Here is a 13942-nt window from a genome sequence, read left to right as displayed (position 1 = left end):
TTCGCCTTGCCGGGCGCTCTACTCCGGCACACGGGCCGGCCCACGAGGCCAGCCTGGCAAGCCAACATCACGCCTATCGGCATGGTCGGTGCTGCACGAAGGTCAAATCCAATAACAAAATGAGGTTGTATTGCTATGCCAGTCGGCAACCACTCTGCCCACGGCCAGGCCACTGAAGGCGGCCCGCTCAAGCGCGAACTGGGCGAACGGCACATCCGCCTGATGGCGCTGGGCGCCTGTATCGGTGTCGGTCTTTTCCTCGGTTCGGCCAAGGCTATCGAAATGGCCGGCCCAGCCATCATGTTCTCCTACATCATCGGCGGCCTGGCCATCCTGGTGATCATGCGCGCCCTGGGTGAAATGGCCGTGCACAACCCTGTCGCCGGCTCCTTCAGCCGTTATGCACAGGACTACCTCGGCCCGTTGGCGGGCTTCCTCACCGGTTGGAACTACTGGTTCCTGTGGTTGGTGACCTGCGTTGCCGAAATCACCGCGGTGGCCATCTACATGGGCATCTGGTTCCCCGACGTACCACGCTGGATCTGGGCCCTGGCGGCGCTAGGCAGCATGGGCGCGGTCAACCTGGTGGCGGTGAAGGCCTTCGGTGAATTCGAGTTCTGGTTCGCCCTGATCAAGATCGTCACCATCATTGCCATGGTCATCGGCGGCATTGGCGTCATCGCCTTCGGTTTCGGCAACGACGGTGTGGCCGTCGGTATCTCCAATCTGTGGAGCAATGGTGGCTTCATGCCCAATGGCGTGACTGGCGTGCTGATGTCGTTGCAGATGGTGATGTTCGCCTACCTGGGCGTGGAAATGATCGGCTTGACCGCTGGTGAAGCACGCAACCCGCAAAAGACCATTCCGCAGGCCATCGGCTCGGTGTTCTGGCGCATCCTGCTGTTCTACGTCGGTGCGTTGTTCGTGATCCTGTCGATCTACCCATGGAACGAAATCGGCAGCCAAGGCAGCCCGTTCGTCATGACCTTCGAGCGCCTCGGGATCAAGACCGCTGCCGGCATCATCAACTTCGTGGTCATCACTGCGGCGCTGTCGTCGTGCAACGGCGGTATCTTCAGTACCGGGCGCATGCTCTACAGCCTGGCGCAGAATGGCCAGGCCCCGGCGGCCTTCGCCCGTACGTCGAAGAATGGCGTGCCACGTAATGCCCTGCTGCTGTCGATCGGCGCGTTGCTGCTGGGCGTGCTGGCCAACTACCTGGTGCCGGAAAAGGTCTTCGTCTGGGTGACTTCGATCGCCACCTTCGGTGCGATCTGGACCTGGGTGATGATCCTGCTGGCACAGCTGAAGTTCCGTGCTGGCCTGACTACCGCCGAACGCAAGGCGCTGAAGTACCGCATGTGGCTGTGGCCGCTGAGCTCGTACCTGGCACTGGCCTTCCTGGTGCTGGTGGTCGGCTTGATGGCCTACTTCGAGGATACCCGTGTGGCCCTGTACATCGGCCCGGCGTTCCTGGTGCTGCTGACGGTGTTGTATTACGCGTTCCGTCTGGCACCCAAAGAAGTACAAGGTGTAGCGAGTACCGCTTCCTGATTTGAAGTAGCTGGGGCCGCAAAGCGGCCCCATGGCCCTATCAGGCCGCCACTTCGCTGTGTGGCTCAAAGCTGTCCGCCCGCGCCAGTTGCCACATCCGCGAATAGAACTGCCCATTCACCTCGCCGGTCAGCAACTCACCTGGTTTCAAGAACACATGCATCTGCGAGAACAGCTTGATTTCGGTAGCCGAGATGCGCCGAACCAGGTGCTTGGCTTCCAATTGCGCCGGATGCTCCAGGCCTGCCGCCGCGAGCATTTCAGCCAAGGCACGCAAGGTATTGTGGTGGAAGTTCAGCACCCGCTGCGCCTTGTCCGGCACCACCAGGGCGCGCTGGCGCAGCGGGTCTTGCGTGGCCACGCCGGTCGGGCATTTGTTGGTGTGGCAGCTTTGCGACTGAATGCAGCCAATGGCGAACATGAAGCCACGTGCCGAGTTGGCCCAGTCGGCGCCAATGGCCAGCACGCTGGCGATGTCGAAGGCGCTGACGATCTTGCCGCTGGCACCCAGTTTGATCTTGTCACGCAGGTTCAGGCCGACCAGGGTGTTGTGCACGAACAGCAGGCCTTCACGCAGCGGCACGCCGATATGGTCGGTGAACTCCACGGGCGCCGCGCCGGTGCCACCTTCCTTGCCATCGACGACGATGAAGTCGGGCAGAATGCCGGTTTCCAGCATGGCCTTGGCAATGCCCATGAACTCCCACGGGTGGCCCAGGCAGAACTTGAAGCCCACTGGCTTGCCGCCGGACAGTTCACGCAGTTGGGCGATGAACTGCATCATCTCGATCGGGGTGGAGAACGCGCTGTGGCGTGACGGCGAAATGCAGTCCTCACCCATCAGCACGCCACGGGTTTCGGCAATTTCCTGGGTGACCTTGTGTTTGGGCAGGATGCCGCCGTGGCCGGGTTTGGCGCCCTGGCTCATCTTGATTTCGATCATGCGCACCTGTGGGGTGCGTGCCTGGGCTGCGAAGCGCTCGGGGTCGAAGCGCCCGTCCGGGGTGCGGCAGCCGAAGTAGCCGCTGCCCAGCTCCCACACCAGGTCGCCACCGTGCTCGCGGTGGTAGGGGCTGATGCTGCCCTCGCCGGTGTCATGGTGGAAATTGCCCAGCTTGGCGCCTTGGTTGAGCGCGCGGATGGCATTGGCGCTGAGCGAGCCGAAGCTCATGGCCGAAATATTGAAGATCGACGCTGAATACGGCTGGCTGCACTGTGGCCCGCCGACGATGACGCGGAAGCTGGCCGGGTCGGCCAACGGCGCCGGGCGCATGGAGTGGCCGATGAACTCGAAGCCGGACTCATAGACGTCGATCAGCGTGCCGAACGGTTTGTCCGAGGCTTCGTTTTTAGCCCGGGCATACACCAGCGAACGCTGGGCGCGCGAGAACGGCAGGGCGTCGCTGTCGGACTCCAACAGGTACTGACGGATTTCCGGGCGAATGGCCTCGACCAGATAGCGGATGTTGCCCAGGATCGGATAGTTGCGACGTACCGCATGGCGCTGCTGCAGCAGGTCGAACACGCCGATCAAGCTGAGGATGCCGGTGGTCAGGGTGAACGGCCACAACCATTCATGGTGGGTGAAAGGCAGGCTCGCCAGGGTGAACAACACACAGGCGGCGAAGAAGGCATAGCGACTGAGAAGTGACAGGCTCATACAGGGTCCTTGCGATGGCGCGGTCAGGCTCAGGGCCTGGGGGCAAACCCCGACCATAGCCAAGTTGTCAGGCGCTGCAAATTAAAATCGGGGTAGCGAAAATCATTCGCGCAAGGTCCCTGGTCTGGCACTTACCTCTTTGGGCGTGTTTCGCGCAGCAGTATCTGCCGCCAGTTGTCCTGCTCTTGTGCGGGTGCGTCGACCAGAAATGAACAACGCCCGGCTACCTGAACCGCCACCGGTACCCCGTCGCGATACAGCAGGCGGTTACCACTCACCGCTGGCACTTTCGCTCCGGGCAGCAGCGAGCCGACAAGGTTCAGCGGGTCGCCGGCACTGATTACCTGCAGCGCTGCGTCTGGTTCACGTCGCCTGACCTGCCGCAGCAACCCCACCGCCTCCGGCAGGGCGAACTGTTCACCAGCCAGCCCGGCAATGAAGCGCCCGCCACGGACCTCGCCCCGCGCCTCCAGCCGGTGATAGCAGCGCAGCAGCTCACGCCACGGCGGCAGTACATCACTCTCGCGCTCCAGCAGCCGCCAGCAGATAACGCCATAGCGGTGCAGCAGGGTGCGGGCAATGTGCTCCAGGCGCTGTTCGTGATCCGGTGGTGTATCGCTGCGGCGCAGCAGTGCCCAACGCCCGGCATGCGCCATGCTGCTGGAAAGCGGCGGATGTCCACGGCGGCCGTTGCGTGACCTGCGCTTGGCCGCAGGCGTGATCAGGCTGCGCAGGCCGGTGAAACTGTCCGCGCCGACCAGGCCTGACCCCACCAACTCTTGCAGCGCAGTTTCCAGCTCGCTGGGCAGCAGGCGTGCCTCCTGCGCCAGTTCATCGAAGAACAGCGCACCCTGGCTTTTCAGTGTTTCGTGTACACGTTGCGCGCGCAGGCCGAGGGTATCGACTGCAGGCACGGGCGCCAGACTGCGCCAGGTATTCAGTTGGTCGCGCGGCAGCAGTACCAATGGCGTACTGGCCAGCGTGCTGCTTGCTACCGTTGCCGCCAACCTGCTCCAGGCAAACTGCCCGCTGCGGCAGGCATCGTCGAGCCAATGCGGGCTGTAGCCGTCGATGCGCGCTGGCAGCAGCTCCGCCTCCCAGGCGCCGGCGGCGCAGGGGAACCCCTGCAACTGGCCCAGCACTTGGGCCACCGCCTGCGGGCCACGCAGGCGCTCGTCAGGCGCCAGGTGCTGCCAGTCGAACAGAAAACGCATGAAGTCCTGCAGGCTGACCGGTTCGATCTCGCGACGCAGGCGTTTGACCGTGTAGCGGTGGATGCGCGCCAGCAAATGGCGCTCGCACCATTGCAGGTCAGTTGCGCCGGGGGTGAAATACCCGCGCAGCACGTAGCCTTCAGCTTCCAGGCGGGCCAACGCGTGCTCGATATCGATTGCCGATTTGCCCAATGGCGCAGCGATCTGTGCCTGGGTCTGCGGGCCATGGCCGCTCAGGCGGGCGCGCAGCAGCTCGCTCAGTGCACTGTCCGGGTCGATGGGCTGATCAAAGCCAGCGAGCAGTTCGAGCGCTGGCTCCAGGTGTGCTGCCGGGTACAGTGCCAGCAGCAGGTTCAGCCGCTCGCGGGCCAGCCAGAGGTTGTCATCGGCTAGGCGCAAGGCGCGCCCGGCCTTGGCCAGTTGCCTTAGCAGTAGGTCCCAGCTGGGGTTGGCCGCGACCTCGGCTTGGCTGATGGCGCCCAGGCTCATCAACGCTTCGTGCATTTCATCGCTATTGCCCGGCTGTGGCCAGGCCTCGGCCGCTACGGCAGCAATGGCATCCGCGTCCAGCGCGCCCAGGTCATCGCCACTGTGTACATCGTTCCAGCGCCGGTTGAGCACCGCCTGGGTGCGGCGTTCTTCCAGGGGGGCATCGTCCAGAAAAGCATACGGCCGCGCGTTGAGAATGGCTGAAGCGAGGGGCGAAGGGGCGGGCAGGTCGCAGCACAGCAAGCGCACTTCGCCGCTTTCCATGCGCCGTAACAAGGCTAGCCAGCCTTCGCTGTCCATCGCCTCGTGCAGGCAGTCGTCGAGGGTTTGCTCGACCAGCGGGTGGTCGGGAATCTGCCGCTCGCCGGGGATGTTTTCCAGGCAGGCGATCTGGTCGGGGAACACCGCGGCAACCAGGTCTTCACTCTTCATTCGCTGGATCTGTGGTGCCACTTTGCGCCCGCCCACGAAGCGTGGCAGGGCCATGGCGACACCCGCGTTCCAGCGCCAGCGCACGCCAAACAGCGGCGCGTCCAGCAGGGCCTGGATGAGGATAGGCTCGGCGCTGCGGCTATTGAGGTAGCGCCACACTTCGTCCAGTTCGAAGCTGTGGCTGGTGGACAGCGACAGCACGATGGCGTCTTCGCTGGCGGCTGCCTGCAGCTCGAAGTTGAAGGTGCGGCAAAAGCGCTTGCGCAGGGCCAGGCCCCAGGCGCGGTTGATGCGGCTGCCGTATGGTGAATGGATGATCAGTTGGGTCCCGCCGGACTCATCGAAAAAACGCTCCATTACCAGGGTGTCCTGCGAGGGCAGGGCGCCAAGCACTTCGCGGGTGCGGGCCAGGTAGTCGAGCAACTGCCCGGCGCTGTCCTCGCCCAGTTCGAAGGTAGCCTGCAACCATGTCAGTACCTCGGCCATGTCGCTGCCAGCCTGTGCCAGTCGCTGGTCGATCCGCGCCTGCAGGCGGGCCACGGCGGCAGACAGCTCGTCACTGCGCCCCGGCGCTTCGCCCAGCCAGAACGGAATGGTAGGTGGCAGGCCATGGGCATCCTCCACTCTTACCCGACCCGGTTCGACGCGCAGAATGCGGTAGGAGGCATTGCCCAGCTGAAAGATATCGCCGGCAATGCTCTCCACGGCAAAGTCTTCATTGACGCTGCCGATGTTCAGTGCCTGCGGTTCCAGCAACACGGTGTAGTCGGCGTTGTCGGGGATAGTGCCGCCGCTGGTCAGCGCCGTCAGCTGGCTGCCACGCCGGCCACGCAAGGTACCGCTGACCGCATCGCGGTGCAGGTAGGCGCTGCGTACTCCCAGGCGGCCGTTGTAGCCTTCGGCGAGCATGCGTAGCAGGGCTTGATAGTGGTCCTGGTCAAGCTCGGCATAAGGCGTGGCCTGACGCAGGCAATCCAGCAGTGCCTGTTCGTGCCAGGCCTGGTTGCTGGCTTCGGCGACGATCTGCTGGGCCAGCACATCCAGCGGTGCACGGGGGATGTGCAGTTCGTCCAGCTCGCCCTGGCGCACGCTGTCGAGCAGGGCGACGCATTCGATCAAGTCATCGCGAGAGGTGGGGAACAAGCGCCCCTTGGGCACACCATCGACTTGGTGGCCGGCGCGGCCAACCCGTTGCAGGAGGGCGGCAATCGAGCCCGGCGAGGCGATCTGGCAGACCAGGTCGACATCGCCGATATCAATGCCCAGCTCCAGCGATGCGGTCGCGACCAGCACCTGAAGCTGGCCGCGCTTGAGCCGCTGCTCCGCATCCAGGCGCAGTTCTTTGGACAAGCTGCCATGGTGCGCGGCAACCGCTTCTTTGCCCAACCGGTCGCTGAGGTGGCGGGTGATGCGCTCTGCCAGGCGCCGGGTATTGACGAATACCAGTGTGGTGCGATGTTCACGGGCAAGGGTGGCCAGGCGGTCGTAGACCAGGCCCCAGACATCGGTGGCCATCACCGCACCCAGCGGTACCGGCGGCACTTCGATGGCCAGGTCGCGCTTGCGCGCATGGCCGACATCGACAATGGCGCAGGGGCGCCCGCTACCGACCAGAAACTGCGCCACCCGTTCTACCGGGCGTTGCGTGGCGGACAGGCCGATACGCCGCAGTGGCTGGCGGCACAAGGCCTGCAGGCGCTCCAGGGTAAGTGCCAGGTGGGCGCCGCGTTTGTTGCCAGCCAGGGCGTGGATTTCGTCGACGATTACCGTGTGCACGTTGGCCAGGCCTTCGCGGCCAGACGCCGAGCCCATCAACACGTAAAGCGATTCGGGAGTGGTCACCAGGATGTGCGGGGCCAGCTTGCGCATGGCGGCGCGTTCCTTCTGCGGCGTGTCGCCGGTGCGCACCGCCGTAGTGATGCGTGGCGCGTTCAGGCCTTGCTCCGCGAGGGCCTGGCTGATGCCTTCGAGCGGGGCCTGCAGGTTCAGGCGAATGTCATTGGACAGGGCTTTGAGCGGTGATACGTAGACGACTTGGGTCTGTGCTGGCAGTTCGCCCTGGTGCTCCAGGCCTTGGCGGAACAGTTCGTCCAGCACGGCCAGGAAGGCACTTAGCGTCTTGCCCGAGCCGGTCGGTGCAGCCAGCAGCGTCGATTGGCCCGCATGAATCAGCGGCCAAGCCTGTGCCTGGGCATCGGTGACCGTGGCGAAATGGCGACGAAACCAGGTGCATACGGCAGGGTGGAACAGCTCGAGCACCGGGTGGTATTTGGCGGGCAGGTTCATCTGTTGGTTATGGCGGGTGTGTGGCGGGTTGGCAAGGGGCCGTTCGTCTGCCAGGCCAGCAAGAACCTGTGTTGCGAAGCGGCCGGTACAGGAATGACTGGCCTTGTCAGGCCAAGGGCCCCATGGGATCCTCCCCGGCCATAGTTTCCAGCGAGCCCACCCCATGCCCAACACCATCCGCATCGCCGCCGCCCTGCTGATCGACCCTCTGGGCCGTACCCTGCTGGTACGCAAGCGTGGCACCGAGGCCTTCATGCAGCCCGGTGGCAAGATCGATGCCGGTGAAACGCCGGTGCAGGCTCTGGTGCGCGAGTTGCACGAGGAACTGGGCCTGCACATCGACCCGGCCCAGGTCGTGCACCTGGGCCAGTTCAGCGCGCCAGCCGCCAACGAGCCAGGTTTTGAAGTGCAGGCCGAACTGTTCCGTGTCGACAGCGCCGCAGCCGTGGTTCCGGCTGCAGAAATCGAGGAGGTGGTGTGGCTGGCCGCCGATCAGGCGCCCGTCATGCCACTGGCGCCCCTGACCCGCGACCTGATCCTGCCGCTGTACCGTCAGGTACTCAACGCACCGCGCTGACGCCATCGAGGGTGGCGAACGAGGTGTCCTTGGCCGTCAGCAAGAAGTCGCGCATGTACGGCGCATCGAGCATGTCGGTGCGCACGGCGGCATAAAGCGTGGCAAACAGGCCTTTTTCGCCCAGGCGCTTGCCCTTCACATAGCCGCGCGAACTGTACTCGTGCAGCGCCCAATGCGGCATGCCGCACACCCCACGGCCGCTGGCCACCAGCTGCATCATCATTACCGTCAGCTCCGAGGTACGCACGGCGGCTGGCTCGATATCGGCCGGTTCCAGGAAGCGGGTGAAGATGTCCAGGCGGTCGCGTTCCACCGGGTAGGTGATCAACGTCTGGTCGAGCAGATCTTGCGGCACCATGTATGGCTTGCTCGCCAGCGGGTGCTGGTTGGCCACCGCCAGCATCGCCTCGTAGGTGAACAGCGGCACATAAGTGATGCCTGCCAGGTCCACCGGGTCGGAGGTCACCACCAGGTCAAGATCGCCGCGCGCCAGGGCCGGCAACGGGGCAAAGGCGAAACCGGAGGCCAGGTCCAGCTCCACTTCCGGCCAAGCATCGCGGAACTGGTCGATGGTCGGCATCAGCCACTGGAAGCAGCTGTGGCATTCGATGGCCATGTGCAGGCGCCCGGCAGTGCCACCGGCCAGCCGCGCGATGTCACGCTCGGCGCCGCGCAGCAGCGGCAGGGTGGCATCGGCCAGTTGCAGCAGGCGCAGCCCGGCGCTGGTGAAGCGAATCGGCTTGGTCTTGCGTACGAAAATGGGCAGGCCCAGGCGCTCTTCCAGCTCCTTGAACTGGTGCGACAGTGCCGACTGGGTCAGGTGCAGGCGCTCGGCGGCCTCCACCAGGCTGTCGGCTTCGCGCAGGGCATGAAGGGTTTTCAGGTGACGGATCTCCAGCACAGCTGACTCCGGGGTGTGGATTTGAGGAAACAGGGAATGAGTTGAGTTTCTCTCATGTTGCTGCGCCTGTCGACTGGGCGATCGGCCGCACCGTCTGGCGGGCGTCATGAAACTGTCACCGAACTGTGGCAGCGCGCCCGAACAGAATTCATCAGACTCGCGCTTTACTGGGGATCTGCATTCTGGTGTTTCTTTCATGCGGGCTTTTTGGCTTTTTCTTTTCTTCCTGTTCAGCGTACCTGCGAGTTTCGCCGAACAGCGTTGTGATGCACATGTAGCGGTGCAGCGTGCCGAACTGGGCGCGGTCAGCCTGGTGTACCAGAGCGTCGGTTCACCGCGTGATCCGGCCTTGCTGCTGGTCATGGGCCTGGGCGGGCAGTTGATTCATTGGCCGGACGATGTGGTCGAGGCATTGTGCCGCCAGGGCTTTCGGGTGATTCGCTATGACAATCGCGATGTCGGCCTGTCACGCTGGAACCAGATGCCACCTTCGGCCAACCTGACGGTCGAGTTGTTGCGCTACAAGCTGGGCTTGCCGGTGGCGGCGCCCTACACGCTGACGGATATGGCAGATGACGGCCTGCGCCTGATGGACGCCTTGGGTGTGCACCAGTTTCATGTACTGGGCGTGAGCATGGGCGGCATGATTGCCCAGCACCTGGCGGCGATGGCGCCCGAGCGTGTGCGCAGCCTGACGTTGGTCATGTCCAGTTCAGGGGCGGCGGGGCTGCCGGCACCGGATCCGGCGCTGGTGCAACTGCTGGCCCGGCGCAGCGCGCCGAACCGCGAGGTGGCCATCGAGCAGCAGGCCGACCTGCTGGCGGCCCTGGGCAGCCCCGAGGTACGGGATGACCGCGCGGTGTTGCTGCACCAGGCTGCCGTGGCTTACGACCGGGCGTTCAATCCTGACGGGGCCAAGCGCCAGATCATGGCGATTCTGGCCGAGCCGAGTCGCGTCGAGTTGCTCAACCAGCTGCGGGTGCCGACCCTGGTGGTACACGGCACAGCCGACCCGTTATTGCCGGTGATGCACGGCGTACACCTGGCGGCGCATATCCAGGGCAGCCAGTTGCGCCTGATACCGGGCTTGGCGCACCGCTTCCAGGAACCCTTCAAGGCGCCGCTGCTGGGGGCGGTGTTGCCCTACCTGCAGGCGCACCGGCAGGATGTCACGCACATCGCCGGGTTGTGAACCAAAGGCAGGTTGCAGGCTCAGTGCAGCCGCACCCACACGGTCACCAGCACGGTAGCGGCCATCAGCCAGGCCACCGTGGCCAACGCCAGCGATGCTTCCAGGCGTAGGCGATCGACCAGCACATACAGGGTCGCCAGGTACACGAAGTACGGAATGATCGACCACATGCCAAAGGCAATGGTGGTCTTCAGGTCGGCAATGCTGCGCCCCTTGCCGACGATGTAATGGGCGATCAGGGCGAAGGTGGGGAACAGCGGCACCAGCCCGGCGATGTAGTAGTTGCGCGTTTTCGACAGCACCGCCAGCAGTAGCACCACACCAGCGCCCAGGGCAGCTTTGAATACCAGGTCCACGTTGTCTTTCCAGTTTGGGTTGAACTCAGCCGAGGCCGTATTTTTTCACTTTGTCGAATAGCGTGGTCTTGGCCATGCCCAGCTCTTGGCTGGCCTGGCTCAGGTTGCCGCCGGTGCGTTGCAGCGCATCGCTGAGCAGGTTGCGTTCGAATGCTTCCACCGCCTCGGCAAAGCCCAGGCCTTGGCTGGCACCACCACTGGGGCCTTTCTTGAACGCTGGCAGGCCGAGGGCGTAGCGTTCGGCCACGTTGCGCAACTCGCGCACGTTGCCCGGCCAGTCATGGGCCATCAGACGCGATAGTGTCTGGCTGTCCAGTGTCGGTGTTTCCCGGTCGAAGCGCAGGGCCGACTGCTGCAGGAAGTGTTCGAACAATTGCAGGATGTCCTCACGGCGTTCACGCAGCGGAGGCAGTTCGAGGGTTACCACGTTCAGCCGGTAGTACAGGTCGCTGCGGAACTGGCCACTCTGGCCCAGGGTATCGAGGTCGGCTTTGGTCGCCGCGATCACCCGGCAGTCCACCGGGATGCTCTGGTTCGAGCCCAGTCGCTCCAGGGTGCGCTCCTGCAGCACGCGCAGCAGCTTGATCTGCAGGTTGATCGGCATGCTTTCCACTTCATCGAGGAACAGCGTACCGCCATTGGCATGTTCGATCTTGCCGATGCGGCGTTTGCCGGCACCGGTGAAGGCGTTGGCCTCGTGGCCGAAAATCTCGCTTTCGAACAGGTTTTCCGGCAGGCCGCCACAGTTCAGCGCCACGAACGGCTGACCCTGGCGGCGGCTGAAGTCGTGCAGGCAACGCGCGACCAGCTCTTTGCCGGTGCCGGTTTCACCTTCGATCAGTACGTTGGCTGAAGTATCGGCAACGTTGGCGATCAATTCGCGCAAGTGCTCCATGGCCGGCGAGCGGCCAATGATGCGCCCCTCCAGGCTGCTCTGTTCGGCCAGTTGGCGGCGCAGGGCCACTACTTCGCGCGACAGCCCACGTTGCTCCAATGCGCGGCGCACCACGTCGACCAGCCGCTCGGGGGAGAACGGTTTTTCCATGAAGTCGTAGGCACCGTTGCGCATGGCGCCGACGGCCATGTCGATATCGCCATGGCCGGTAATCAGCACCACCGGCAGGCTGCGGTCACGGGCCTTGAGGCGATTGAGCAACTCCAGGCCATCGATGCCCGGCAGGCGGATATCGCTGACGACAATGCCGGCGAAATCGTCGCCGATGCGCTCCAGTGCCTGTTCGGCGCTGCCCACGCCTTCGCAGGCGATGTCCTCGAGGGCCAGTGCCTGTTGGCAGCCGAGCAGCACATGCGGGTCGTCTTCGACGATCAGGACGGTAAGTGGCGCTTGGTTCATGGATGCTCTGCCGATTCGCTAGGGGGAGAAACCAGGGGCAGGGCCAGGACGAAGGCCGTGCCGCCGGTGGCGGGGTGCTCGACGTTCAGGCTGCCCTTGGCGGCGGCGGCAAGGCTCGCCGACAGGGTCAGGCCCAGGCCCAGGCCATGTTCGCCCGGTTTGGTGGTGAAGAAAGGTTCGAACAGGTGCTTGCGCGCCTCGGCGTCGATACCGTGGCCGTTGTCGCGCACCTGCAAACGGTACTTGTCGCCTTGCAGCTCGCCTTCGAGCCACAGCTCGGGGAGCGGTTGCGCGGCCATGGCATCGAGGGCGTTGCCGATCAGGTTGACCAGAATCTGCTCCAGGCGAGTTTGGTCGATGGCCAGTTGCTGGTCCTCGAACTGGTGGTGCAGTTGCAGGTGGCAGGCGCTGATGCGGTTGGCCAGCACCTGCAAGGTAGCCTCCACCGCCTTGGCCAGTGAAGCCTGGCCGCTGTCGTCGCCGCGCCGGGCGAACGAGCGCAGGCTGGCGGTGATGCGGCCCATGCGGTCGATCAGGTCGTTCATGGTGCGCAGGTTGGCACTGGCGGTTTCCAGCGCCCCGCGTTCGAGGAAGCGCACGGTATTGCCAGACAAGGTGCGCAGCGCCGCCAGTGGCTGATTCAGCTCGTGGGCAATGCTGGTGGACATTTGCCCGATGGCGGCCAGTTTGCCTGCCTGCACCAGCTCATCCTGGGCGTGGCGCAAGGTCTGCTCGGCATGCCGGCGCTCGCGAATCTGCCCTTTCAGGCGTTCGTTGCTGGCGCGCAGGTCGGCGGTGCGCTCGGCAATTCGCCGCTCCAGTTGGCTGTTGGCTTCTTCCAGCGCCTCGCGGGCTGCCAGGCGGGTGGCGATCACTTTGCGCCGCTCGTTCCAGGCGATGCCGAGGATCGCCAGCAAGGCGAAGGCCACGCCCACCAGTATGCCCTGCACCATGGACTCGCGACGCAGGTCTTGCAGCGGGGTCAGCAGGGTGAAATGCCAGGGCGTGTCGGCCAGCCGCCGGGTCTGTGCCAGGTAGGCGACTTCGTGCGGCTTGCCCTGGGCGGTTTCGCTATTGGCCGGGAAGGTCAGTTTTTCCACGCCATCGGCCAGGGTTTCCCGGGCCAGTGGCTGCAACTCGTTCAGCGGCCACCAGTAGTACTGCAGGCTGCGCGCCAGCCGTTCCTTGATTTGCGGGGTCAGCGGGCGCACCGATTTCAAGCGCCGGGCTGGGTCGCTGGAGAGGATGATGATGCCGTTCTCGTCGCTGACGAACGCCTCCAGGCGGGCACGTTGCCAGCGTTCTTCGAGGGTGTCCAGGCGCACCTTGATCACTGCCACGCCAATGATCTTGCCGTGTTCTTCCAGGCCATGGGCCAGATAGTAGCCGGCTTCGCCAGTGGTACTGCCGATGCCGTAGAAGCGCCCTGGCTCGCCGCGCACAGCGGTCTGGAAGTAGGCGCGGAATGACAGGTCTTCACCCAGGAACGAGTCGGCATCACGCCAGTTGCTGGTCGCCTGTACCCGGCCGTTGGTGTCGAGGACGAAGATGGCCCGGCTGCGGCTGCGCCGGTTCAGGCCCTCAAGGTATTCGTTGACCGTCTGGCGCGAGCCGCCATCCGGGTCGGTGAGCAGGTGCGAGACACTGTCTTCCAGCTCCAGCAGGCTCGGCAGGTAGGTGTACTTGCTGATCTCGCTTTCGACCGTGCGCGCGTGCAGCTCCAATTGGCGTTCGCCGTTTTCGCTGAGCGTGCGGATGCCGTTGTTTTCGCTTATCAGGTAGCCGGCCAGGCCCAGGCCGACCATCAGCAGGATGATCAGGGGCGGCAACAGCAATTGACGAATCAGGCGGGAATTCACGGCAGGCTTGGCAGGGAGCAGTAGCGAGGGGTCGCATTTCATCACAGTGGCCTTGTCACGACCAGCAT

At 64.4% G+C, this 13942-nt stretch carries 9 protein-coding genes; 3 read left to right on the top strand and 6 right to left on the bottom strand.

Annotated elements, in window-relative coordinates:
* Positions 1–135: 135 nt before the first annotated feature.
* Positions 136–1554 carry an amino acid permease gene (locus AB5975_04215; GenBank protein XDR21124.1) on the top strand — a complete coding sequence of 473 codons (1419 nt, stop codon included), beginning with the start codon at positions 136–138 and terminating at the stop codon, positions 1552–1554.
* 40 nt (positions 1555–1594) lie between these two features.
* Here the strand turns inward: AB5975_04215 and AB5975_04210 are convergent, their stop codons facing one another.
* A complete protein-coding gene (locus AB5975_04210; protein ID XDR21123.1) occupies positions 1595–3214 on the bottom strand; it encodes an FMN-binding glutamate synthase family protein in 1620 nt (539 codons plus the stop codon).
* Between the two features lie 131 nt (positions 3215–3345).
* Positions 3346–7635, bottom strand: coding sequence for a DEAD/DEAH box helicase (locus tag AB5975_04205; GenBank protein ID XDR21122.1), 4290 nt, complete (start codon positions 7633–7635; stop codon positions 3346–3348).
* Positions 7636–7798: 163 nt separating this feature from the next.
* Here AB5975_04205 and AB5975_04200 point away from each other — a divergent pair, with 163 nt between their 5' ends.
* On the top strand, positions 7799–8212 hold the full coding sequence (locus AB5975_04200) for an NUDIX domain-containing protein (GenBank protein XDR21121.1): 414 nt from the start codon (positions 7799–7801) through the stop codon (positions 8210–8212).
* On the opposite strand, the gene metR is transcribed toward AB5975_04200, so the two are convergent.
* Positions 8196–9113 (bottom strand): transcriptional regulator MetR, encoded by a 918-nt coding sequence (gene metR, locus AB5975_04195; protein XDR21120.1) that lies wholly within the window; start codon positions 9111–9113, stop codon positions 8196–8198. The genes AB5975_04200 and metR overlap by 17 nt on opposite strands.
* Before the next feature lie 196 nt (positions 9114–9309).
* Here metR and AB5975_04190 point away from each other — a divergent pair, with 196 nt between their 5' ends.
* Positions 9310–10305, top strand: coding sequence for an alpha/beta fold hydrolase (locus tag AB5975_04190; GenBank protein XDR21119.1), 996 nt, complete (start codon positions 9310–9312; stop codon positions 10303–10305).
* A 20-nt stretch (positions 10306–10325) separates the two neighbouring features.
* Here AB5975_04190 and AB5975_04185 read toward each other — a convergent pair whose 3' ends face one another.
* Genes AB5975_04185 through AB5975_04175 form a run of 3 tightly spaced genes read right to left on the bottom strand, consistent with a single transcriptional unit; the run spans position 10326 to position 13916 of the window.
* Positions 10326–10661 carry a GlpM family protein gene (locus tag AB5975_04185; GenBank protein XDR21118.1) on the bottom strand — a complete coding sequence of 112 codons (336 nt, stop codon included), beginning with the start codon at positions 10659–10661 and terminating at the stop codon, positions 10326–10328.
* Between the two features lie 25 nt (positions 10662–10686).
* Positions 10687–12015 carry a sigma-54-dependent transcriptional regulator gene (locus AB5975_04180; GenBank protein ID XDR21117.1) on the bottom strand — a complete coding sequence of 443 codons (1329 nt, stop codon included), beginning with the start codon at positions 12013–12015 and terminating at the stop codon, positions 10687–10689.
* Complete coding sequence (locus AB5975_04175) at positions 12012–13916, bottom strand: ATP-binding protein (GenBank protein XDR21116.1); 1905 nt, start codon at positions 13914–13916, stop codon at positions 12012–12014. Before AB5975_04175 ends, AB5975_04180 begins: the two co-directional genes overlap by 4 nt.
* Positions 13917–13942: the final 26 nt, after the last annotated feature.

Origin of the sequence: Pseudomonas putida (assembly GCA_041071465.1) — a bacterium.
GTDB classification, from domain to species: domain Bacteria; phylum Pseudomonadota; class Gammaproteobacteria; order Pseudomonadales; family Pseudomonadaceae; genus Aquipseudomonas; species Aquipseudomonas putida_P.
The sequence above is the reverse complement of the archived record's forward strand: the minus strand, read 5'-3'. Positions and strand labels throughout refer to the sequence as shown.